Raw genomic sequence first — 24,222 nt, 5'->3', positions numbered from 1 at the left:
TTAAATGGAATAATCTTGGGGGATAAAGACTTTTAGTTGTTGCGGCTTTACAAACACTTCTTCGCCTGTCTTTAGATTGAGGCTGCGAAATTGCTCCTTTCTTAATTCCACTTCTAGGTAGTCCCCATTATCCTTTCGAATCAGTTCAAGTTGGACAGCTGCCCCAACTAAATGAATATAATTAATTTTGGCAGAAACTGAATCCTGGCTAGCTTCCCTTTCGATACTAATATCATGCGGACGAACATAACCAACTGCCTCGGTATTCTCTATCTCCGAAAATTCTGGAGCATCGACTTCAAAATGCCCATTCCGTAATTTCCCGTTATGCAGACGGCCTTTAAACAAATTCACATTTCCTAAAAAGTGATAAACAAAAGGACTGTTTGGATTTTCATAAACCTCTTCTGGTGTTCCAATTTGCTCAATCTTCCCTTCATTCATCACGACCACACGATCGGCAACATCCAGCGCCTCCTCTTGGTCATGGGTCACAAATATACTGGTAATTTGATAATCATCATGAAGTTTTCTTAACCATCTGCGAAGATCTTTCCGTACCTTAGCATCTAAGGCTCCAAATGGTTCATCTAACAATAGCACCTTGGGCTCCACCGCTAATGCCCGTGCTAATGCGACCCTCTGCCGTTGACCCCCAGACAAATTGGATGGATATCGATCGGCAAAGGCCTCTAGTTTTACTAACTTTAGTAATTCCATGACCTTTTCTCTTATTTCGTTTTTGGAAGGTCGTAATTTTCTGGGCCGCACTTTTAATCCATAAGCAACATTATCAAAAACAGTCATATGGCGAAACAAAGCATAATGCTGAAAGACAAATCCTACTTTTCGTTCCTTTGTACTGATATGCGTAATGTCTTCTTCCCCAAACAGAATCGCACCTTGATTGGCTGCTTCTAAGCCCGCGATAATCCTCAGCAGCGATGTTTTTCCAGAACCGGACGGACCAAGCAGTGCAACGAGCTCCCCCGTTTGAATATCAAGATTTATTTGATCAAGAGCTTGGAAATTTCCAAATGATTTTGAGATATTTTGGATTTGAATACTCATCTTAATGCGCTCCTTCTTCTGATTCAAATGACTTTCTAGCTTTCCACTCAATGAAATTTTTTACAATCAGTGTAATGATGGCAAACAATGACATTAAGGAAGCCACCGCAAAGGCAGCGGAAAATTGATACTCATTGTATAAAATTTCGATATGAAGCGGCATCGTATTGGTCAGGCCCCGGATATGTCCCGAAACAACCGATACTGCCCCAAACTCTCCAATAGCCCGGGCACTGCAGAGAATAACCCCATATAGTAGTCCCCATTTAATATTAGGCAAAGTTACTAAAAAGAATGTTTTCCAGCCGCTCGCCCCCAGCGTCAGAGAAGCTTCTTCATCGGCGGTTCCCTGCGTTTGCATTAATGGGATCAGCTCCCTGGCGACGAATGGCAGTGTCACCAAAAGCGTGGCCAGCGCAATTCCTGGTACCGCAAAGATGATTTTGATATTATGATCAATTAACCATTGTCCAAATAAACCATGTGCACTAAATAATAAAACAAACACCAATCCCGCAATCACTGGGGAAATGGCAAATGGAAGATCAATAATCGTAATCAATAGACTTTTTCCCTTAAAATTGAACTTGGTAACCGCCCAGGCCGCAGCGACTCCAAAGATGGCATTTAGGGGAACAGTAATTAAGGTAATTATCAGTGTTAGCTTAATAGCCGATAATGCGTCTGGATTGCTAATAGCCTCTAGAAAAACTGCCGCCCCTTTATCAAAGGCTTTGATAAAAATAGCAACCAGTGGCAGCACCAAAAACAACCCTAAGAATGCTAATGCGAGTGTGATGAGTATCCAGCGTACAAGGCGTGGTTCAGAGTTGATGGACGAAGCTTGGACCGGTGCTGTTGAATACTGCAATGAGACATTTCCTGCCATAAGGACCTCCTTCTAGACCTGTTCTTTTTCATCTGTAGTTTGTTATTTTTAGATTCGCTGATAGAACCGATGAATTCGCTGATAGAATCAGTAAATTCGCTGATAGAATCAGTAAATTCGCCGATAGAACCGGTAAATTAGCCGATAGACCTTATAGAGTCGCTGATTAGGTGTAATTTTACACCTGAAACAATAACCTTTTACCGTAAATAAGTGAAAATACACGGTTTCGTCAAGGGTTATTTACGGAAATACCAAGTTTATTTGCAGAACCAGGTGATTTATTTACCGAAACTCCCCAAGTAATTTAAAAAACAAACAATTCTCCTCAAAATCAATTAAAATACTAAATAAATTTCCGATTCGTCCACCACTGCAATACGTTAATAATAAGTAAGGTCGTGAAAGAAAAGATCAACATCACGGCCGCAATTGCTGTCGCACCTGCATAATCATACTGTTCTAATTTCGTCATGATTAAAAGTGGGGTAATCTCTGTCCGCATCGGCATATTTCCTGCAATAAAAACTACCGAACCGTATTCCCCCAGGGCCCGAGCGAAGGCGAGCGCGAAACCAGTCAATGCAGCCGGCATTATTTCTGGAAATATTACTTTTACAAATGTTTGCGAACGGTTTGCCCCTAAGCTTGCCGATGCTTCTTCTATTTCTTTCTCCAAGCTTTGCAGGACCGGCTGGACGGTACGTACCACAAAGGGCAGACCAATAAAGGTTAATGCCAGTGTAATGCCGAGCGGAGTAAACGCCACCTTAAAACCTAAAAACTGTCCAATCCAGCCATTCTCTGTATACAATGTCGTTAAGGCAATTCCAGCAATTGCTGTTGGCAGGGCAAACGGCAAATCAACTAGTCCATCAATAATTCGTCGGCCCGGAAATGGATAACGGACTAGCACCCATGCGATTAATACGCCAAAAATAACATTAATAAACGCGGCGGAAAAAGCAGCACCAAAGCTCAATTTATAGGAGGCAACCACCCTCGGATCTGAAATCGTCCCCCAAATTTTTGACCACTCAACTGTCACTGAATTAATAAAAATCATTGATAATGGCAGAATAACAAGAATGCTTATATAAAACATCGTAAACCCTAACGACAGGCCGAATCCCGGCAGAACACTTTTTCTTTTCATTTTCATACTTGCTAATCGAGCCATGAGGTTGACCCCTTCCAAATAATATACATGTAGGGCGCCCCCCATCACACTTGATAGAGGACACCCGTCTCACTTAACAACATTTACGGCTGGTAAATCTGATCAAACGTTCCGCCATCACTAAAGTGCGTCTCTTGTGCTTTTTTCCATCCCCCAAAATCATCGTCAATTGTCACTAGATTAATTTTTGGAAAGACATCTGCATATTTATCAAGAATCGTTTGATTGCGAGGACGATAATAGTTCTTCGCGATAATTTCCTGTCCCACATCACTGTATAGATAGTTCAAATAGGCTTCAGCTACCTCTTTTGTTCCCTTTTTCTCGACGTTCTTATCAACAACAGCAACTGGTGGTTCGGCAAGAATACTGATAGATGGGACGACAATCTCAAACTTGTCTTTTCCTAATTCATTTAGGGTCAAGAAGGCTTCGTTCTCCCAGGCAACCAAGACATCACCAATTCCTCGCTCCACGAACGTCGTAGTTGCGCCGCGGGCTCCAGAATCTAAAACTTCAACATTTTTATATAGTTGGCTCATAAATTTCTTAATTTTCGTTTCATCACCATTAAATTTATCTTTTGCATAGGCCCAAGCAGCCAAGTAATTCCAGCGGGCACCACCTGACGTCTTTGGATTCGGGGTGATGACGGAAGTACCTTTTTTCGTTAAATCGTCCCAATCCTTAATTCCCTTAGGATTTCCCTTTCTAACTAGAAACACAATCGTCGACGTATATGGTGTGGAGTTATCCTTTAGGTTCTTCTGCCAATCCTTAGAGAGTAAGCCTCCTAGATTAGCAATTTCGTCGATGTCATAGGCTAAAGCTAATGTCACCACATCTGCCTCAAGCCCATCGATAACGGCACGGCCTTGCTTCCCAGAACCGCCATGTGATTGTTGAATCGTCACTTTTTGCCCTTTTTCTTTTTCCCAGTACTTAGTGAATTCTCCGTTAAATTCTTCATAAAGTTCTCGGGTTGGGTCATATGAGACATTCAATAATTGGACAGGTTCCTTCGTTTTTGCAGCTTCTTGTTTGGTTCCTCCATCCTTTTTCTCAGAACTTTGGTTGCTTGCCTGTGTACCGCATCCGGCCAAAATAAGAGCGATTAGAATGAGTACAGTTGTGAATTTGTAAGTTATTTTCATTAGTAATTTCCCCCTTTTTTTAAACAAAAGGCTGTGTTAAACTGGTCTGTTGATTTCCGTTCCAGACACTTCGCTTTCCGCGGGCGTGCCGGGGAGCCTCCTGATATGAACGAAACTGTCAAGGCTCCCCACTTAAACTCGGTTTTGGTTTATTTTTGACCAACTCTAAGAAGAGAAGCTATTTCTCGCTTCTTCGCTTACTTGGTTAGATAGTTAGCCGTTTAGGCTAGGGTAGCTCCTTCTTTAGCTTACAGACCATTTCTCATCTCTTTGAATGGCTGTCAAGTGCTCTCCTTGACAGCCATTCAAAGAGATGAGACACTTTATTAAGCTAAAGTTGGAATAATCTTCCTTCCTTCATCCTTCTTGGAATAGATGTTAAGGACACGGCACGAAGGCAAAAACTTCTACTGCGGTTAGCGCTCTGATATCCGTGGGTTTTCACATTTTATCTTTCCGTATAAAGGCCTTATCCACTAACTCGTGACGTGCGTTAATCTAATTAGATATAGCACAGAGGAGGCACGTGGGTTTTCCTTTCCGGTTTTTCTCTTTGCCTTCGAGCCCTATTCTCATCCATCTATTTTATTTCTAATGTACTAATGTCATAGAGAATCGTACTTCTTTAAGCTGCTGGTACTACTTCGTCTAATTCCTGCGTGATTGCCCAAATAAAACCTGCTAGCTCTCTTGCTACTGCCGTGATGGCTTTACCACTTTCTTTTCCTCTTGATAATAATCGAAAATATTTCTTATGAAGTCGGTTTTGTGCTTTCCAGGATATTGCTAGAACAGTCGGCGACTGTCCATCTTGTCTTTTTTGTAATTCACCTTTAACAGACGGTTTATATCTATAACTCCACGCCGATTCCACGAGTAGTCGCCGGACATGCCGATTTCCTGTTTTGGTGATCTTACCTTGTCTTCTACTTTCACCACTCGAAAATTCACTAGGTACTAACCCCAAATACGCCATAAACTGTCTAGCGGTAGAAAAGCGCTTAAAAGAACCTATTTCCGCCGCAATACTTGTCGCTGTTATTAGCGCAACGCCTCTTAAAGCTTGTAAAGCTTGAATGATTGGGGCATGAATACTGTTCGTTGCTTGTATTCTGATTTCTTCTTCTAGTCTCAAGACTCGTTGTTGTATCTCTTTAATTTGATGGTAGTACTCTTGAAAAACCACTTGTAGTTTTGAGTTTTCAAACTTTACCGTGTCCAACCATCTATAATACCTAACGGTCCATTTTTTTCCCTTTGATGGAGGTTGGATATCATAACGTAGTAAAAATTTACTTAACCGGTGTTTAGCCCTTAATTCGTCTTCTTTTGCATCCTCTCGACATCTAACAAGATCTCGTAAAGCCTCATCCTCTGGAGTAGGAACGTAAACAGAAGTTAATTCTCCAGCTCGATATAATTGAGCCAGTCGAACGGAATCTCTACGATCCGTTTTAATACGCTCACCAGGTTTTTGAGGAATTAAAGATGGCGCTATAACCATACAGTGAATATTTAGAGTAAGGAATAACCTATACAATGCATATCCGGTAGGACCTGCTTCGTAACACACTCGTAAGTTCTCGCTGTTTCCTAACTTTTTCATCAATTTCTTAACTGCTTCTGGTGTATTCGAAATCATGCCCCAATATCTAGGCTCATCTCGACCCTCATCTGCAATCGCAACAGCTATTTTTTCTTTTGATACGTCTAAACCTACGTATTTTATGGTATCCTTCATAATAACTAGCTCCTTCCGTAATGTAGCTCTGATTTGGTTATGTTTTTTTCAGTAAACATTCTAACCAAATTAACCTACGATGTTACGAGTAAGGAGCTAGTTTCGTTCATGATAACTCGTCGCTTTGCTCCTGCGGGGTCTCCCCTGCCCCGTACTCCCGCAGGAGTCTTCGTGCCTTCCTCTCCAATCAACAGAGTGCTAAAATCAACATTAACCTTTAACCAAACAAAAAAGACAACCTATCTCTAGACCATTCCTATTAGAATGAGTTTCTGCGTTTCGGCCTTGGTAAAAGACCTGTCAGAAATGGTCATCCTTCGGATAGTCTAGAGAATAAGTAGCCTTCAGTGGTCTGATCGGCTATATTTTTAAAATGAACGAAATAATAAGTGTTGTTACTTTTGTTCTTTCTGGATGTACTTTTTTTGTTGTGCAAATCTAGTTTTCTCTGTTTTATCAATTTGGGTAATGCTGCCATCATGTACTGTTATCACCACAGATCCATACTCCAGCCCTTTAAGTATCGACAGTATATAATTTGCTTTTGCTTGATCCACGTATGCCATCATATCATCCTCTCTTATTCTACCAATTTCATATAAGAATACTTGGTTTTATTGTAATAAAAAAACGATCCAATGACATACAACAATGTGGACTGCACTTACTTATTGGAAAATTCATGATCAGTCACCTTCCTAACAAAAGAGGCCTATACCCCTTTATTATTTCTAAGAGTATAAGCCTTTGGTTTTCCAATCAGCTTAATTTCATGTTTACGATTTATTTGAATTATTTACATTTTATTCTGACTTTTCCTACCTGTCAAGTAGGTTTTTAAAAACCATTTGAATTATTTAAAAATAAGTCGAAAAGCTTTTACGATAATACCATCATTGGCAGGTTCAAAGTCGTATTGGGGTAACCGCTCGAAACCCATTCGTTCATATAGCTTCATCGCACTTACCATAAAATCCGCTGTGTGCAGGCCAATCGCTGGATATCCCTGTGCTTTTGCACGCTTCATACATTCTGAGATTAAGGCAGCTGCTACTCCTTTTCCTCGAGCGTGCGGTGTGACTGCGAGCATCCGGATCTCGGGATAATCCAACTCATCCACCAATCCTTCATAAGCATCAGTTTTGGCTGGAAATAAGGCAACACTCCCTACGATACTCCCATCCAACTCCGCAACAATCCGTTCCACATTTTCCTGCAAATCTGCTTCTGACGAAATGGCTTGTTTAAGAGCCTGCCAGTGCTCTTGTGGGATGTTATGGGAATGTTCTTCATAGGAGTGAACTCTTTGCTCACGAATAAATGGGAATTCATCCGCTGCAGCATCACGTATATTCATTTTTCCACCTGCTTTTAATCAAATTTTTTTCTCAGTCTATTAAGAATTTCTCAGCGTTTTTACTTAAAGCTTCTCGATGATGTTCCGATGTCAAACCAGATAGATCAGGGCCTTTCGGCAAAATAGTATATCCCTTTTGATCATTACTCGCGATATGGTTTGACAAATGGTAGTGCCGTTTAATCGCATCAAAATCTGTCGTATCACCAAACCCAGGAGTCTGATAAAGATCCCTTAAATAGCCCCATAGATTAGGAAAATCGACTATCCGATTTCGATTGGCCTTGAAGGCAGAATAATAGGCAGCATCGAAGCGAATTAACGTAGCATACAACCGAACATCAGAATCCGTAATAAAATCACCAAATAAGAACCGCTGTTTCGACAAACGCTCCTCCAGCTCATCCAATCTTGCAAATAAAGTGTCATATGCCTGTTCGTAGGCCTCTTGTGATTGGGCGAATCCACATTTATAGACGCCATTGTTGACCTCATGGAAAATGAGATCATTTATTGCATCAATTTCCGCACGTAAATGTTCCGGATACAAATCAGGTGCATGCTCTTTGTGAAAAGGAGCCCAGGCAGTTTCGAGATAGTTCGTCAGTTTAAAATAATCATTATTAACGACCTTTTGCTCCTTAACATCCACGATTACCGGCACTGTCGGCCTGCCAGTATAATCTGCAGCTGTTTTTAAATAAATTTCACTCATATACCTTATTCCTAATACTGGGTCAATGTCGTCCTCATCTAAAGAAAACTCCCAATCCACGTGGGGAAGATTCGGCCGCATAGGACTAGCTGTCCCTAAACTGATTACTTCCTCTAACCCGAGAACACTACGGACAATAACCGACCGATGGGCCCATGGGCAGACAGCAGACCATAATAATCGGTAACGCCCGGCTTCAACTGGCAGCTCTCCAGCGTTTTGACCGAAAGGCGTAGTAAATCTATTTTTTTGACGATTAAACGAACCATCTGCAGTAATCTCTTTTGGACTTTTATTAATTCCCTGATCATCTCGTGACATAAATGAATCCCCTCTAATAAATATTTAAATCTAAGTAATTCTATCGGTTTTATTAATTTTAGTATGATTAATCAATCTGTATAAGTCAATAATATTATCTGACTACATTTAATATTCAGAATCTATACTCCCAAAGCGATCCACTTCAAACGAAAAAGGACATCTCCATGTTGAAGATGTCCTTTCTCCGCTATTAAGCTGCTTTTTGTTCTTGATAAGGTTTAAGCTTGTGGCCTTCCCATCTAGTAATAACAATGGCAGCCAAAGAGTTTCCGACAATATTAACACAAGTTCGTGCCATATCAAGGATCCTATCAATCCCGGCAATAAACGCTAACCCTTCTACAGGAATTCCTACGCTTCCTAATGTAGCAAGAAGAACTACAAATGATACGCCTGGTACCCCCGCAATTCCTTTCGAGGTTAACATCAATACAAGTACTAAGGTGATCTGATGGCCAATACTCATATGAATACCATACATCTGCGCAATAAACAGCGCTGCGATCGCTTGGTAAAGGGTAGATCCATCAAGATTGAATGAATATCCTGTTGGAATAACAAAAGATGTAATCGCCTTAGGACAGCCAAGTTTCTCCATTTTTTCCATGATTTTCGGAAGAACTGCTTCCGAACTTGCTGTTGAGTAGCCTAAAATTAATTCATCTTTTAGATACTTAATGAGATGGATAATGTTAAATCCAACAAGTTTTGCTGTTAAACCTAGGACAACTAAAATGAAGAAAAACATAGCTCCGTATACAACAAGAACTAGTTTACCCAATGGTATTAATGAAGCAACCCCAAATTTTGATACAGTCACACCAATTAATGCGAACACACCGAATGGCGCTAACTTCATGATCTGGTTGGTAACATAGAACATCGCATCGGCAGTTCCTCTAAAGAAATTAATGATTGGAATGCCTTTCTCCCCAATTGCCGCAACTCCAAGCCCGAACATAACGGAGAAGAAAATGATTGGCAGCATTTCCCCGTTTGCGAGAGACTGAATGATATTTGTAGGAACAATGTTTACAACAGTATCAATCATTGAATGAGATTCTGTTTGTTCCGCTGTGCTTACATAGCTGTTTATATCTGTTTTCGCAAGTTTCGATTTATCTACACCTGCACCTGGTTGGAATACGTTTGCAAATAGAAGTCCTAAAATAATCGCAATCGTAGTGATCACTTCAAAATAAAGAAGGGTTTTACCACCAAGTTTCCCCAATGACTTCATATCTCCAGTACCAGCAACACCCACGATTAAACTAGAAATAACAATGGGAACAACAATCATTTTAATTAAACGAATAAATATATCGCCAATCGGCTGCAGGTAACTTGCCACATGTGGATTACCATAAAAAACCGCACCGACAATGACACCGAGAATGAGCCCAATGAAAATCTGCCACGCTAAACTAATCTTCTTCATTTGCATTTCTCCTTTTCAATATAATAAAAGTTGATTACTATAATGAATCAACTCTGACTTATAAAATGAAATATTATTTTCTCTATTCAGTTATACTTAGTTTATATTATATAAATTCTCCTCATATAACAACAATTTTCTTCATGGAAATTACTCCTATTTGTAATATCAGAATAACAATATCCCTTATTTACCAAGACTTTTTTCCTAATATAATCGAAAAATTCCTATCTGAAGAGTATAAGAATAATGGAAATTAACAACCTGTACGAGGAGGTTCCCTACGTATTAGCCTAGCTATTGATGAATAGCCTAGTTGTAGATGGTTTTCCATACTTTTATATAGGAGGGGTCAAAATGGGGTATTATGTAAAGGTTGCCACTCAAGTCAACATTTATGTAGAAGATATTAATCCCAAGAGCCATAAGACCGTCCTCTTTGTCCATGGCTGGCCTGCAAATCATAATTTATTTGAATATCAGTTTAATGTCCTTCCTTCCATGGGATATCGATGTATTGGGATTGACCTTAGAGGATTTGGCAAATCAGATAAACCATGGAACGGCTACTCTTACGACAGAATGGCTGATGATATTCGCCAAGTTGTGAAAGCGCTTCGTTTACAGCGTTTCACACTCGCTGGCCATTCAGTAGGTGGAGCGATTGTAATTAGATATATGGAGCGTCATAGCGGCTATGGGGTTTCGAAATTAGCCCTATTCGGTGCGGCTGCCCCTAGTTTTACCAAGCGGCCCGGCTTCCCTTTTGGGTTAGAAGCGAAGGATGTCAATACATTACTGGGACAAATTTATAACGATCGTCCGAAAATGCTCGCAGACTTCACGAACATGTTCTTCCATCAGGCAATCACCAAACCATTTTCAGACTGGTTTTTTCAATTAGGACTCCAAGCTGCAGGTCATTCCACGGCAGGTTTACTTAATTCCTTAAGAGATGAAACCTTATTCGATGATATCAAAAGGATTCAAGTGCCTACATTGATTCTTCATGGGAAACATGATCAAATTTGCCTGCCGCCGCTGGCTTCCGTCCTTCACCAAGGTATACAGAATTCTAAACTGGTTTGGTTTGAACATAGTGGACATGGGTTGTTCTGGGAAGAGCAGAAGAAGTTTACCCAGGAATTGGCTAATTTCATTGGCTAGAATAAAAAAACGCTTCCTACTTTAAAAGTGGGAAGCGTTTCATTATTATTGTTGGGGATATGCCTTTTGTAAAAATTGGATTGACTCGGTAATGAGCGATTTTAATACAGAAACATCAATATCTGCAACTTTATTGATATAAACACAGGCTTTCCCAGTTGTATATTTCCCAAAGTTTTTAAGTAATTCCTCACGCTTCGGCTCACCAGGTGCAAAATACAAACTAATTTTTGCCTTACGTGGTGAAAAGCCAACCAAAGGGGCATCTCCCTCATGACCAGATTCATATTTATAGTGATAAGAACCAAAACCAATGATACTTGGCCCCCACATTTTTGCCTCATAACCTGTCGTTTCAGTAAAGATATCAATTAATTTATACGCATCTTCACGTTTTTTCGGATTGTCTACCTGTTCAATAAACTCAATAACACTGTGCTCAGTTTCTTTTGTTTTTTGTTGATAACTCAATTGGTTCACTCCTTTTGTTATATTTTAGTGAATATTGGTAAGAAGGACAAATAACAGACTTTTGTATTAATTAATACTCTTTCAATCCTTCCTTTCCTGCTATTTTGTTGCTTTTTCTCCAAATAAAAAAGGAGAGCAGCTCTACTCTCCTTCTTCTACAACTATGATATATCCATGTTGCTGCGGGCCTTCCTCGTATACTTCACGAGAAACTATGTAATAGTTTTCCTTATTTTCGTCACTGATGACTAATTCACTTGGACTTTTGTCCACCGCTGCTGCTTCTAAGCTAAAATATGGCAATCCAAGTGTTGAACTATCAAATGGCATGGTTATCCCTCATTTCTATCTATTAAGATGTACATTCCCTTTGTAAAGTATAACAAATTTTTCCCCTTTGTTGTCCTAATGATTTTTCTTTACTTTCAAGTTATGGTACTCTCTTAAAAGAAAAATGAAAACGTTTCGGAAACGGGGGATTATTATGAACGTATTATGGGATTTTGACGGAACTCTTTTTGACACCTATCCAGCACTTGTCTCTGGATTCATCCGCTTAAGCCAACAAGATTTGGACCGTGATGAGGTTCTTAAATGGCTTAAAATTGATTCCAAGACTGCCTTTAAGCATTATGGAATCGGTGAGGAACAGAGACTTGAATACCAAACTTTACATAATTATTATTCAAAGACAGAAAGCAAGCCATTTGAACACTTAAAGGAAGCTTTATCCTCTGTGGAGAATAATATTATTGTGACACATCGTGATAAGGAATCCACTGTATTTCTGCTTGAGAAATATCAATTAAAAGACTATTTTAAAGACATTGTTTCCGTGGAGGAACAAGGATTTACACGAAAACCACACAGCTCCTCTTATGAATATGTATTAAAAAGTTACCAAATTGATTTGGTTGTCGGTGACCGTGAGTTAGACTTAATTCCCGCTCGCAAATTAAAGATTAAAACATGTGCCTTTCAGAATCAAAACATTGAAGCGGATTTTCATATTGACAGCTATGCCGATTTTATTCCTGAAGTTCTAAACCGCCTTTAGGTTTTTATAAAAATCTTGAAACTTTATTGAATTTCAATCGTACAAGTATATATAGGTAAGATGAATGGCAGAATAAAAAAAATTATGATAGAACGGAAGATCGATATTGGGCTCTAATATTTTACTTATTGGACATTATGTTTTTGAGGCTTATTATTGGTTAATTTTAATATCCATTTTTGGTTCTTGGTTTCCTAAGTTTCAAGAAACCAAACTTGGGATCTGGATTGGCAAGTTGGTCGAACCTTATTTAGGCTTGTTCAGAAGGTTTATTCCACCACTTGGTCCTATTGATTTTTCACCAATTATTGCATTATTTGCCTTTCAATTTATCCGGAGATTTGCAATCGAAGGTCTTCGCCAATCATTGAATGTTATTGGTGTATAAGGCAAAAAAAGGAGCTGCGCTGCAGCTCCTTTTTTCTATATCATCAATATTTCCCTTATATCCTCTTCAGTAAGGGTAGACATGACTTTCTCATCCGAATCAATAATTTCTTCGATAAGGTGTCTCTTTTTTTCTTGCAGTTCATTCATTTTTTCCTCAATCGTTCCGCGTGTTACCAGCTTGATGACCTGGACGACATTTTTCTGACCCATTCGATGGGCCCGGTCGGCGGCCTGTTCCTCAACAGCAGGATTCCACCATGTATCATATAAAATGACGGTATCTGCACTCATTAAATTCAAGCCGGTTCCTCCTGCTTTCAAGGAAATGAGGAACAAATCACGTTCCCCTCGATTAAATCGCTCGCAGATGTTAACTCGTTCTTCTGATGGGGTCTGTCCATCCAGATAAAAGTAGTTCAGCCCTTTTACCGTTAACTCCCGGCCGATAAGTTCGAGCATCTTCGTAAATTGAGAAAAAATTAACACACGTCTTCCAGAGAACTTTGATTCTTCGACAATCTGCAAGAGCTGTTCAAATTTCGCCGAATTTCCTTGATAACCATCTACAAACAAACCAGGATGACAACAAATCTGCCGCAGCCGCGTCAAACCTGCCAATATTCTGATTCGATTTTTGCGAATCGTATCTTTGTCAAGATGCTTTAACGTGTCGTGCCTTAGTTTCGCCAAATAGGCGGCATACAATTTCTTTTGTTCTGGGAAAAGTTCAACCGATTCCAAAGACTCCATTTTTCCAGGAAGTTCAGCGAGGACATCTTCTTTTAACCTGCGCAGTAAAAAAGGACGGATTCTCCGCGCAATCGTTTTTCTTGAAAGCTTACTATATTCCTTTAACCCAAGAAATAGTTCTGGAAAAACAACATGAAAAATCGACCACAACTCCTCTAAGGCATTTTCCACTGGTGTACCTGTTAGCGCAAAGCGATGCTGGGACTGCAGTTTTTTTACTGCTCGGGCAGTTTGGGTCAACGGGTTTTTAAAAGCTTGTGCTTCATCGAAAAACACAGTATGAAACATTTGTTTCTCAAACCAGATGATCTCGCGACGCAGCAATGGGTAGGAGATTATCATAACATCAACATTTGCCCGTTCTTTCAGGAGTTGGGTCCGCTCTGCTTTAGTTCCATCAATAACAATGGCGTTCAATTGAGGAGCGAATTTCCTGCATTCACTCAGCCAGTTATAGGTTAACGATGATGGACAAACAACAAGGGCCGGCTGCCTATTTTTTCGAATATCAGACTGGACCGACACAATATACGCGATGCTTTGAATCGTTTTTCCAAGTCCCATATCATCCGCCAATATTCCTCCGAATTCATAGTAAGCCAGAGTTTTCATCCATTTAAACCCGTGCTTTTGATACTCTTTGAGAATAGGATCTACACTTGAAGGCACCTCGAACTCTAACTTGCCTGGATGGTGAAGGTGATCCAGAAACTGCCGAAAGGAGTCTTCTAGTTTGAAGGCGTCACTAATCTCAACCGTATCAAGAATTTGAAGACTTTGCTCGATTGGTAAATCTAATCCACTGGCAAGATCCCTACTTCTGGCTAGTGGTGAATAAAGAAAACGTTGGATTTCTTCAAATTCTCTTGTCTGAAGCGAGAGCAGCGACCCGTTTGGCAGACGATAATATTTCCGCTTTTCCTCTAAAGCCGCCAAAACTTCACGTATTTGTCTCTCAGGAATACCGTCCATTTCAAATTTGAATTCAAGCCAGTTGGTCCGTTCCCTTTTGACCCTTACCCTTACCTGCGGACGAAAATTCTCTCTCGAAATCCGATTTCGAACAGCTGTCGTTGCGTAAATCCGGACAAGGTTTTGGAGTTTGGGGACGACGTACGTTAAAAAATCATATTCCAGTTCTTCATTATGAAGAAAATATCCCCCGTCCGTCCTGGCAAACGAGCTATCCTCAAAAATCTGCAGGATTTCCTCTTCCTTTTCCACATCACGGATCACTAACGATCCTGTCGGGAGATCTCTATTTTCTAAAGGATTAATGATTGTATTTTCATAATGAAATTCGAGCCCAGCAAGCAGGCGGTTTTTCACACGATCCAAGTAGAGTTTGGCTACTAGAGGTGTGGTCATCCATTGCTTCATGATTGCTTCGGCGATCGTAACTTGGCCTAATCTTTTTAATCCAGGCGCCACCTTTTCTAAAAAAAACTGGATTTGCGCTTCAGGAATCGGTATTTGACTCATTCCCGAGGCATCAAGCATCCTTTTCAGGTCGAAAAGACGTTTAAAGTCCTGCTCTACCAGTTGTTTTATTTTCCCTTCAAATAAAACAGAATGATAAGCTTCAAAGAAAATCATTCGCTGCAGGTTTTTGACTTTCAGCTGATAGCCATTCCCATCCGCTCTAACAAAATCAAACTGTAAAGGCAGCCCTTCGTCAGACACATGCAGCCCCTGATAGCTTCGACCCTCATACTCCACCAGCACATTAGTTATCTTTCGGAGGAAAGAAAGCAGGCGTCCCCATGCGGATGATGGAATAATTAGCATTTGCTGTGTATTAATATTGTTATTGGTGTCAGGCACCGCATCCATATAAACTTTTTCATCAAGGACTACTTGGCAGAGTTGCTCGAGTACGTCATTGTATTCTTTTTGAAAGCAGTGCTGATTTGGGTCAAAATTAAATGAATTGGAAAGTTTGAAGGACTTTCCTGCTCCCATCTGTTCCAGAAAGACACGGATGTTTTGTACTATGACGGATTCGAGTGTAACTTCAATCGTAAATAAATGGCTTCCATTGCCTATATCAACGGGTTTCAAGATAAACCCAATATCCAGCACGGTTCTTTTTTCAAAATGCAGTTGATGACTGCTAGACCGGACCGGCCGGTCGGTAAAAATATTCAATAACCCTTCAGTGAGTTCCTGATTGGTTGAATGAGCGGCGCTCGTGCTAGGGATCGTTCCTTTTTGTTGGTGCTCGTAAATGGCTAATAAAACGGCAGCAATATGCTGACAATCCTTCGAAAAAGAAGCCAGCTTCGGACAGCTGCATTCCGTTCGAAGATCATCACCTGGACCAATCTCGATGGTTACATGAAAATCTTCATCACCTCTCACGGTTGCTTGACAGCGATGTGGGAGATATTGATGAAATATAACTTTATTCGTTTGATAAAAATACTCTCCCCGTTTGAAGGAGACAGTGCCACACATTTCTTTTATCCGTTTATGAGATAATGTTACGTTCAAGTGTCCTGCTCCCTCCTGAGGTTTGGGCTCTGGTGTCCGTTAAGATATACAACATTATAGCATAGGTGAAATTTTTTCTTATCATAGAAAAAACGCCTGCCCCTATAGAACGGAGGGCAGACTCTTAATTATGAAAATCTATTCTTCAAAACCAACTCTCATTGTATCTGGATGAGAACCTGCGCGGCTATCTTGATTTAATCCATCGATTTTTTCCATATCCTCAGCGGATAATTCAAAATCAAAAAGATCGGCATTTTCGATAATGCGATGTTCTTTGATCGATTTTGGTATAGTCACTACACCATGCTGCAGATCCCAGCGCAAGATCACTTGAGCAACAGATTTATTATATTTATGGGCAAGGTCTTCCAGAACTGGTTCATTTAGAAGCTGCCCTTGTTTTAACGGGGACCATGCTTCCATTTGAATGCCTTCCTTTTTACAGTAAGCAAGCAATTCTTTTTGGGTTAAATGCGGATGGAATTCTACCTGGTTTACCATTGGTTTAATCTCTGCGGTACTGATTAAATCTTCTAGATGATGAACAAGGAAGTTACTTACACCAATGGCGCGGACACGGCCATCTTTATAGAGTTTTTCCAATGCCTTCCATGTATCTTTATACTTATTTTTTCCAGGCCAGTGGATTAAATACAGATCCAAATATTCAAGTCCGAGCTTGTTAAGACTAGTTTCAAAGGCTGCTAACGTCGATTCATAGCCTTGATCAGAATTCCATACCTTAGAGGTGATAAATAATTCTTCACGCGGCACGCCTGATTCTTTAATGGCCTGACCTACGCCTTCTTCATTTTTATAAATAGCGGCAGTATCAATACTAATATAGCCATTCTTAATGGCTGCTTTAACGGATTGAACGACCTCTTCTCCTTCATTCACTTTGAATACACCTAACCCCACCCATGGCATTTTTACACCATTATGTAATGTAGTAGTGTCTTTTAAATTTGTTGGCATCAACTATTCCTCCTTTTTATTATGGCTGTGTAAAATTGTCTGTTGATTTCCGTTCCAGGCACAAGCGGTTCGCGGGCGTGCCGGGGAGCCTCCTCGTCGCTTTGCTCCTGCGGGGTCTCCCCTGCCCCGTACTCCCGCAGGAGTCTTCGTACCTTCCACTCCAATCAACAGAGTGCAAAAATCAACATTAACCTTTAACACAACCTTTATTAAAAATCGAAAAAAAGACGAAGGGTCTTTGTTTCGATACTAGAAAACAGCTCTATGGGTTACAGTTTATCTTCCTCTAGCGGCTTGAACTTTTTCAATATACTGTTTTGCATACTCAGTAATTTTGTTAAAATCCCCTGTTTTTGCTGGTGCCAATAGATTACCGCCTACTCCAACGGCTACGCACCCATTCTTAATCCACTGTTCAACATTGTCTAAGCTGACTCCACCAGTTGGCATAATATTTATTTGTGGAAGCGGCGCTTTTACTGCTTTAACAAAATCTGGACCAAAGGCACTGCCAGGGAATAGTTTCACAATATCAACTCCCGCTTCTAATGCACGTTTCATTTCGGTGAGGGTCATACAGCCAGGCATATATGGAACTTGATAAAGATTACATAATGTTGCCGTTTCCTGGTCAAAGGCTGGACTCACTACAAACTGTGCCCCCGCTAAAATGGCAATCCGAGCTGTCGCTGCGTCAAGTACGGTTCCTGCGCCAATCACTACATCATTATTATCTTGATAAAGGGCTGCTAATTCTTTAATCACTTCATCTGCGCCTTGGACGGTGAAGGTAACCTCAATCCCTTGAATACCGCCTTCTACACAGGCTTCTGAAATGTTAACAGCCTCTTCTTTTGAGTCTGCCCTTACAACCGCAACCACACCACATTCCGCAATTTTCGTTAAGATATTGATTTTTTTCATCATCGGAATCACATTCTTTCTACTTATTTTCTTTTCAAAAAAGTATTTTCAAATAGTTTTCATTATTCTTATTTAAATTTACAAAATCACACTCTTATCGTATCATATAATAGAACAGCGTTCCAAAAATATGAACTGAAAAACATTTAAAAGAGGTAGAAATCATGTCTAATGTTCAATCCCTTGAAAGAGCACTTACCATATTAAACAAGCTTTCTGAATATCCCGACGGCATCCAGATTACACGGCTAGCGGAGCAGGTTGGACTGACAAAAGGTACTCTTCATCGATTGTTATCTACATTATCGAATATGAATTATGTTGTTAAAGATGAAGAGACCGACAAATATAAACTTGGCTTACAAATCCTCTTTCTTTCTAGAAACCTTTTAAACAACTCAAATATTGTCACGATTGCTAAACCATTTTTAGAAAAATTATCACAAGAAGTGAATGAAACCGTTCATTTATGCATTGAAGACCGCGGCGAAGTGATTTATATTGATAAAATTGAAAGCAATCAAACCATTCGAATGTATTCGCGCATTGGCAGCAGAGCTCCTATGTACTGTACCGCTGTCGGAAAAATATTACTTTCTGATATGAATCAGGACAAATTTGAAGAACTCGTTTCAAACATTACCTTCATTCCTAAGACACCAACAACAATCACATCAAAAGAAGAATTGATTAAAGAAATCGAAACGGTGAAGGCCAAAGGTTATGCATTAGATAATGCCGAGAATGAAGAAGTATTAAGATGTATTGCCTCGCCTATTTACGACCATAAAGGCAAGATAATTGCCAGTTTTAGTATTTCAGGTCCTAATAATCGAGTAACGATGGATTTAATTAACGATACATTAATAGACAAAATGAAACAGTATAGTATCGCCATTTCAAGAAACCTTGGGTATACAGGTTCTTAAACAAGATAATTTAAAGGTAAAGAAAATCCGATTTTTCTGGTTTTCTTTACCTTTTTTCATCTCTTCTATTAAAGCTTCTCCAAGGATTCTTCAATAAAGGCTTCTAAGTTATCTCGATTCGGTAATCCATCGTTATCCCCAGGGGACATTACCGCAAGCGCACCGATAGCTGCTCCGCGTTTTACCGCTTCCTTCAAAGGCAAACATTCTAATATCCCGCTGACCACTCCAACGGCAAATCCGTCACCAGCACCTACCGTATCAACGACTTTCTTTACCGGAAAACCCTCGGTGTAGAATTGCTCACCTTGTGAACTGGTGAAAGCCCCTGCGGCCCCGAGCTTAATCACGACAGTTTTTACACCGGCGGCGTGATAATAAGCTGCTATCTCATGAACGTCTTCTTTTCCCGTTAACAGTTTCCCTTCCTCAATGCCTGGAAGAACAATGTCTGAACGGCAGGCCAAGTCGTTAATGACCCGAACCATTTCTTGTTTGTCTGCCCAAAGGCCAGGACGCAAGTTAGGATCATACGAAATCTGCACACCGCGCTCACGAGCCACCTTCAAGAGCTCATAGACCATCTCTCTACACCCTGCTGATAATGCGGGGGGAATACCCGTTAAATGAATATGGTCAAATCCGTCCCAATTCAAATGAGCGATTGTTTCCAAGTTCATATGCGAAGCTGCTGAATTCTTTCGGGCTGAAAACACTTCTGGGTCACCGCTCACTACCTTTTCCTTCCACTGCATTCCTGTTAAATAGTCTGCATGATACGTCACATATGTGGTATCAATCGCATTCTGCTTCAGAAATGTTTCAATATTTTTGCCAAACGGGTCCAGCCCTAGTTGGGTAATATAGGTGACTTCATGCCCCAAGCGTGACATCCCAATCGAAAAGTTAACCTCTGCACCTGCCACAAAACGATCAAATCGATCAACAGTTTCTAGGGAACCCTCTTGGTCTGCTACAAATAGTGCCATCGGTTCTCCAACAGTCATAATTCTGCTCATACGATCCTCCCCTTAATTGAAAGAAAGACATACGCTGAATAATAGTCTCCCTTGATTTACTTATCAAGCCGTGGCTTTATTTCCGCCCGGCACAACTGGTTCATTTTTTTTCTTTTTCATGTGTTGCGACCAATAGGCCGTTAAAATTGGAACTAATATCGACGTTACGATAACAGACGCTGCACACAATGCCGTTGCCGATTGTGCAACTGGCAGAAATTCAGGTTTCATCGTAGCAATGATCATTGGATTGGCCACTGCAGCACCTGCTGTACTTGATGCCGCAAGTCCTGCCGTACCGTTTCCGCCACCGATAAACTTATCAGCAAGCATTAATGGAATGCCTGTGATAACGATTACAAGAAGACCCAATAAAATTCCTGCCAGACCTGTCTTCGCAATTACCGTCAAATCAATCGAGTTACCTAGAGCAAAACCAAAGAATGGAATCATGGTATGTGTCGCTTTACTGAAAAATTCACGGAAATCTTTATCCAAGTTACCAAGAATAAACCCTACTAAGAAAGGTAAGACAGCGCCTACAAATGCTTGTGGTTGGAATGCCGCCAACCCAGTTGAACCCAGAATTAACATGGTCACTAGTGGACCTGATTCAAGTGACATTAGGACAAACGCTCCGGCTTCTTCTTTACTGCCATACTGCTGCATAATGGAAGCATATAAGCCTCCGTTTGTCATATCCATGCACGCGATTAAAGCAAGAACAGAGAATCCTGCAAAAAAGCCAGTTTGAATCCCGCCATCTGGGATAAACATAGCAGCAACGATGGCAACGATCCATGCAACCGCTATCTTTGTTAACACAAGTGTTCCTGATTTCCGTAAAACCGTACCTGTTGCCTTAATATTGATTCCTGCACCCATGCAGAAAAACCAAACAGCTAGAATTGGTACAGTACCGGTCATTAACCCATTCGTAAATGAACCAAAATACTCACCAGACTTTGGTGCAAGCGTATGAATAATTGCACCTAAAAATAATGGAACCAGCATAAGACCACCAGGAATTTTTTCAATCGTCTTCATAATTTTCATAATGGCATACCATACCTTTCGGTTTATAATGGGTAATTTTTTTAGTAAAAAAGTGTCGAGACATGCTTGTTTTGTTCCTGAAACAAATCATGACAATCAAAGGCGGCTGGATTTAAACGATATTGACTTTGAACCGCCTCTGTCTTTAAATCACTAATTCCTTTTCCCGACTTAACGGGCTAACCAACCACCGTCAACTGCTAGAATATGTCCATTCATATAATCGGAGGCTTTACTAGATAAGAAGACAACTACACCCATAAGATCTGACGGGTCAGCCCATCTTCCAGCTGGAATACGAGAGAGTATTTCTGCATTCCGACCCTCATCTGCACGAATTGGCGCTGTATTGGCTGTAGCAATATATCCTGGTGCAATCGCATTGATTTGGATATTGTAATGTCCTAATTCGTTAGCGAATGCCTTTGTAAGACCCGCAACCCCATGCTTACTTGCTGTGTATGGAGGAATAAATTTACCACCTTGGAAGGACAGCATTGAACCAATGTTGATAATTTTTCCGCTTTCTTGCTTAGCCATCACTCTAGCAACCTCTTGACTTAGAAAATAGACTGCGTTCAGGTTAATATCCATAACCGCATCCCAATCCTCTTGTTTGTAATCTAGTAATGGCGTACGACGGATGGTTCCTGCATTATTTACGAGAATATCTATTTTCCCATAGACGTTCAGACACTCATCTACGATATTTTTAATATTTTCTCTTACCGTTAAGTCTGCTTGATGAAAATGAACTGTGCGTCCAGTCTCTTCGATTAGAGCTCTAGTTTCATCCCAGTCTGTATTGTGGGAAACAACAAATAAATCTGCTCCCGCTTTCGCTAATGCAATCGCATAGCCTTGACCAAGTCCGGTATTTCCTCCTGTCACAATCGCAACCTTACCTGTTAATGAAAAAAAGTCTAGTGAAAAATCTCTTAAACTCATTAGTTAGCACCTCTTCTTTTTTGTCTTCTCATTGGCAGTTACAAGTTATCTCAGTTGATCCATGGTGACTTGATCCATATCGTTATAGGTTTTATTTTCTCCGGCCATTGCCCAGATAAAGATATAGTTACTTGTTGCACTGCCGCAATGAATCGACCATGGCGGTGAAATAACCGCTTGTTCGTTCTTCATTACCAGATGACGTGTTTCGGTTGGTTCCCCCATCATATGGAACATTCTTGCATTTTCGTCCAAATCAATATATAGATAGACTTCCATTCTGCGGTCATGTGTATGTGTTGGCATCGAATTCCATACGCTTCCCGTATTTAATTGCGTCAAGCCCATCACAACCTGGCAGCTTTGGATTCCTTCATTATGTATCATGCGGCGAATCACTCGATCGTTTGCATTTTCTAGTGACCCTAATCGGTCGCCTTCAATATTTTTAAAGGCTGCGTGTTGGACGGGATACTCTTTATGAGCTGGTGCAGAGAATAAATAATACTTCGCTGGGCTTACAGTGGATTCACTCGTGAACAGTAACTCTTTCTTTCCTAATCCAACATATAAGCAATCTTTGTTGTCCATTTGATATGTTTCGCCATCCACAGTGATCTTCCCGCTTCCACCGACATTGAAAATACCCACTTCTCTGCGCTCCAAGAAGTAATCAGCTTTGATTTGGTCATACCCCTCTAAAGAAATCGTCTCTCCCATCGGTGTGATGCCCCCAACGATGGCGCGGTCTTCCATCGTATATACAAGTTTGATTTCGCCTGGCACAAATAATTCTTCAATTAGATAGTGTTTGCGAAGTTCCTCGGTCGTAAATGTTTTTGCATGGTCTGGGTGTGTTGAGTACCTTGTTTCCACAATATCCACTTCCTTATATTTAATAGGTTTTCTCTTGAGTATTTTTTGTTCCACATCGTGGTACGATGTTTCATAATTTAATTATAGCGTTTTCATTTGCAAATGGCTAGTAGTAATTTGTCAAAATTGTGAATTTTATATTTTAATGATTATTACCAGAACTTTTGGTAAAATCATGTAAAAGTATTTTTGGAGGATTTTTATTATGATTAACTACCCGCATTTAAAAAAGGGAGCTGCCATTGGAGTAACTGCACCGTCTTCAGGTGTGCCCGCACCACTACATGAAGTCATTAAACAAGCATGCAGCCGGATGGAGCAAAGAGGATTCAAGGTGGTTTGTGGAGAAACAACTTGGACTCAAGACAAAGCTAAATCAGCTCCAGCATTAATCCGTGCAGCTGAATTTAACTTAATGATGCAAAACAGTGATATTGACATTATCATTCCACCCTGGGGCGGAGAATTATTAATCGAGATTCTCGAACATATAGACTTTGAAAATATTAAAAACAAGTGGGTACTGGGCTATTCCGATGTAAGTGTGCTTTTGCTTGCGATTACCTTGAAAACAGGTATCGCTACCGCTCATGGGACAAATCTCGTAGATTTAAGAGGAGAATTGATGGATGAAACGACCGCCATATGGGAGTCTGTTTTATCAACGAACATAGGTGAATCAATTACTCAGTTTTCCTCTGACCATTATCAGAAAGAATGGCAGCATGCTAATCCCTCACCCTGTGTCTTTCATTTAACCGAACAGACGGTTTGGAAAGTTGTCGGGAACCAACCTGTTAAGATCGAAGGGCGCTTGCTCGGCGGGTGTGTTGACATTATTAGGCATCTTATCGGGACACCATTCGGTGATGTAGAAGCTTTTAGAAAAAAACATATAAGCGGAGAGCCTGTTATTTGGTATTTAGAGAATTGTGAAATGAATACTGCTGATTTGCGGAGATCCTTAGTCCAAATGAAATTAGCTGGTTGGTTTGAAAACTGTTCAGGCCTAATGTTTGGACGGAGTGAAGCCAATAAGCCCGTTGAAAGCTATACGGTGGAAGATGTTTATCAAGACCTTGCTAATGAGCTTAAAATACCAATTATTTATGATATTGACTGCGGGCATCTCCCACCACAAATCACCTTCATTAATGGGGCTTATGCTGAAGTGGAAGTTGCCGCAGGTAATGGTGCCGTTTTACAATTTTTCCGGCCGTAATTACAACAGTTGTCAGCATGACATTCGGACAGCCTTTTCCGATTTTTCGCTTCTCCTGTCCGAGTAACTG

General features: G+C 40.4%; 23 protein-coding genes. 5 read left to right on the top strand and 18 right to left on the bottom strand.

The annotated features are described in order from the left end of the window. From AC4QJR_RS04335 to AC4QJR_RS04295, 9 genes are all read right to left on the bottom strand, one after another. Positions 1-1,071 (bottom strand): sulfate/molybdate ABC transporter ATP-binding protein, encoded by a 1,071-nt coding sequence (locus AC4QJR_RS04335; protein ID WP_098575870.1) that lies wholly within the window; start codon positions 1,069-1,071, stop codon positions 1-3. A 1-nt stretch (position 1,072) separates the two neighbouring features. After that, the gene (cysW, locus tag AC4QJR_RS04330) at positions 1,073-1,960 is read right to left on the bottom strand and encodes a sulfate ABC transporter permease subunit CysW (protein ID WP_496525422.1); all 888 of its coding nucleotides are present in this window, start codon (positions 1,958-1,960) and stop codon (positions 1,073-1,075) included. A gap of 346 nt (positions 1,961-2,306) precedes the next feature. After that, the gene (cysT, locus tag AC4QJR_RS04325) at positions 2,307-3,140 is read right to left on the bottom strand and encodes a sulfate ABC transporter permease subunit CysT (protein WP_251460998.1); all 834 of its coding nucleotides are present in this window, start codon (positions 3,138-3,140) and stop codon (positions 2,307-2,309) included. Between the two features lie 83 nt (positions 3,141-3,223). After that, a complete protein-coding gene (locus tag AC4QJR_RS04320) occupies positions 3,224-4,294 on the bottom strand; it encodes a sulfate ABC transporter substrate-binding protein (RefSeq protein WP_496525421.1) in 1,071 nt (356 codons plus the stop codon). Positions 4,295-4,919: 625 nt separating this feature from the next. Continuing rightward, on the bottom strand, positions 4,920-6,035 hold the full coding sequence (locus AC4QJR_RS04315; RefSeq protein ID WP_496524190.1) for an IS110 family RNA-guided transposase: 1,116 nt from the start codon (positions 6,033-6,035) through the stop codon (positions 4,920-4,922). Positions 6,036-6,430: 395 nt separating this feature from the next. Continuing rightward, on the bottom strand, positions 6,431-6,601 hold the full coding sequence (locus AC4QJR_RS04310) for a YezD family protein (RefSeq protein ID WP_496526617.1): 171 nt from the start codon (positions 6,599-6,601) through the stop codon (positions 6,431-6,433). A gap of 287 nt (positions 6,602-6,888) precedes the next feature. Next, on the bottom strand, positions 6,889-7,392 hold the full coding sequence (locus AC4QJR_RS04305) for a GNAT family N-acetyltransferase (RefSeq protein WP_496525420.1): 504 nt from the start codon (positions 7,390-7,392) through the stop codon (positions 6,889-6,891). 31 nt (positions 7,393-7,423) lie between these two features. After that, positions 7,424-8,428, bottom strand: coding sequence for a glutathione S-transferase family protein (locus tag AC4QJR_RS04300; protein WP_496525419.1), 1,005 nt, complete (start codon positions 8,426-8,428; stop codon positions 7,424-7,426). A gap of 193 nt (positions 8,429-8,621) precedes the next feature. Continuing rightward, positions 8,622-9,869, bottom strand: a complete 1,248-nt coding sequence (locus AC4QJR_RS04295; RefSeq protein WP_496525418.1) for a cation:dicarboxylate symporter family transporter — start codon at positions 9,867-9,869, stop codon at positions 8,622-8,624. 357 nt (positions 9,870-10,226) lie between these two features. On the opposite strand from AC4QJR_RS04295, the gene AC4QJR_RS04290 reads away from it, so the two are divergent. Beyond that, entirely contained in the window at positions 10,227-11,036 is an 810-nt protein-coding gene (locus tag AC4QJR_RS04290) for an alpha/beta fold hydrolase (protein ID WP_496525417.1), read from the top strand. A 45-nt stretch (positions 11,037-11,081) separates the two neighbouring features. Here the strand turns inward: AC4QJR_RS04290 and AC4QJR_RS04285 are convergent, their stop codons facing one another. Both AC4QJR_RS04285 and AC4QJR_RS04280 read right to left on the bottom strand, forming a co-directional pair. Continuing rightward, positions 11,082-11,507 carry a DUF1801 domain-containing protein gene (locus tag AC4QJR_RS04285; protein ID WP_496525416.1) on the bottom strand — a complete coding sequence of 142 codons (426 nt, stop codon included), beginning with the start codon at positions 11,505-11,507 and terminating at the stop codon, positions 11,082-11,084. 141 nt (positions 11,508-11,648) lie between these two features. Then, positions 11,649-11,837 carry a hypothetical protein gene (locus AC4QJR_RS04280; RefSeq protein ID WP_496525415.1) on the bottom strand — a complete coding sequence of 63 codons (189 nt, stop codon included), beginning with the start codon at positions 11,835-11,837 and terminating at the stop codon, positions 11,649-11,651. A gap of 154 nt (positions 11,838-11,991) precedes the next feature. On the opposite strand from AC4QJR_RS04280, the gene AC4QJR_RS04275 reads away from it, so the two are divergent. Together AC4QJR_RS04275 and AC4QJR_RS04270 are read left to right on the top strand one after the other, a co-directional pair. Beyond that, positions 11,992-12,564, top strand: coding sequence for an HAD-IA family hydrolase (locus tag AC4QJR_RS04275; protein ID WP_375374473.1), 573 nt, complete (start codon positions 11,992-11,994; stop codon positions 12,562-12,564). Positions 12,565-12,670: 106 nt separating this feature from the next. After that, positions 12,671-12,952, top strand: a complete 282-nt coding sequence (locus tag AC4QJR_RS04270) for a YggT family protein (protein WP_098575881.1) — start codon at positions 12,671-12,673, stop codon at positions 12,950-12,952. A gap of 35 nt (positions 12,953-12,987) precedes the next feature. Here AC4QJR_RS04270 and AC4QJR_RS04265 read toward each other — a convergent pair whose 3' ends face one another. From AC4QJR_RS04265 to AC4QJR_RS04255, 3 genes are all read right to left on the bottom strand, one after another. Continuing rightward, complete coding sequence (locus AC4QJR_RS04265; protein WP_496525414.1) at positions 12,988-16,197, bottom strand: DEAD/DEAH box helicase; 3,210 nt, start codon at positions 16,195-16,197, stop codon at positions 12,988-12,990. A 138-nt stretch (positions 16,198-16,335) separates the two neighbouring features. Further along, positions 16,336-17,178, bottom strand: a complete 843-nt coding sequence (gene pgoN, locus AC4QJR_RS04260) for a glyoxal/methylglyoxal reductase (protein WP_251460988.1) — start codon at positions 17,176-17,178, stop codon at positions 16,336-16,338. Positions 17,179-17,454: 276 nt separating this feature from the next. Further along, positions 17,455-18,102 carry a bifunctional 4-hydroxy-2-oxoglutarate aldolase/2-dehydro-3-deoxy-phosphogluconate aldolase gene (locus tag AC4QJR_RS04255; RefSeq protein WP_251461026.1) on the bottom strand — a complete coding sequence of 216 codons (648 nt, stop codon included), beginning with the start codon at positions 18,100-18,102 and terminating at the stop codon, positions 17,455-17,457. Between the two features lie 164 nt (positions 18,103-18,266). Here AC4QJR_RS04255 and AC4QJR_RS04250 point away from each other — a divergent pair, with 164 nt between their 5' ends. Beyond that, positions 18,267-19,031 carry an IclR family transcriptional regulator gene (locus AC4QJR_RS04250; RefSeq protein WP_496525413.1) on the top strand — a complete coding sequence of 255 codons (765 nt, stop codon included), beginning with the start codon at positions 18,267-18,269 and terminating at the stop codon, positions 19,029-19,031. Positions 19,032-19,099: 68 nt separating this feature from the next. Here the strand turns inward: AC4QJR_RS04250 and AC4QJR_RS04245 are convergent, their stop codons facing one another. The 4 genes from AC4QJR_RS04245 to kduI all read right to left on the bottom strand — a co-directional run bounded on the left by AC4QJR_RS04245 (position 19,100) and on the right by kduI (position 22,930). Continuing rightward, the gene (locus AC4QJR_RS04245) at positions 19,100-20,050 is read right to left on the bottom strand and encodes a sugar kinase (RefSeq protein ID WP_251460983.1); all 951 of its coding nucleotides are present in this window, start codon (positions 20,048-20,050) and stop codon (positions 19,100-19,102) included. Positions 20,051-20,113: 63 nt separating this feature from the next. After that, entirely contained in the window at positions 20,114-21,106 is a 993-nt protein-coding gene (kdgT, locus tag AC4QJR_RS04240) for a 2-keto-3-deoxygluconate transporter (RefSeq protein ID WP_496525412.1), read from the bottom strand. A 171-nt stretch (positions 21,107-21,277) separates the two neighbouring features. Continuing rightward, a complete protein-coding gene (gene kduD / locus AC4QJR_RS04235; RefSeq protein ID WP_375374468.1) occupies positions 21,278-22,054 on the bottom strand; it encodes a 2-dehydro-3-deoxy-D-gluconate 5-dehydrogenase KduD in 777 nt (258 codons plus the stop codon). Between the two features lie 45 nt (positions 22,055-22,099). Next, positions 22,100-22,930, bottom strand: a complete 831-nt coding sequence (gene kduI, locus AC4QJR_RS04230; protein ID WP_496525411.1) for a 5-dehydro-4-deoxy-D-glucuronate isomerase — start codon at positions 22,928-22,930, stop codon at positions 22,100-22,102. Positions 22,931-23,135: 205 nt separating this feature from the next. Here kduI and AC4QJR_RS04225 point away from each other — a divergent pair, with 205 nt between their 5' ends. After that, positions 23,136-24,152, top strand: a complete 1,017-nt coding sequence (locus tag AC4QJR_RS04225) for a S66 family peptidase (RefSeq protein ID WP_496525410.1) — start codon at positions 23,136-23,138, stop codon at positions 24,150-24,152. Positions 24,153-24,222: the final 70 nt, after the last annotated feature.

The sequence above is a fragment of the Neobacillus sp. BP17 genome, from assembly GCF_059579525.1.
The sequence above is the reverse complement of the archived record's forward strand: the minus strand, read 5'-3'. Positions and strand labels throughout refer to the sequence as shown.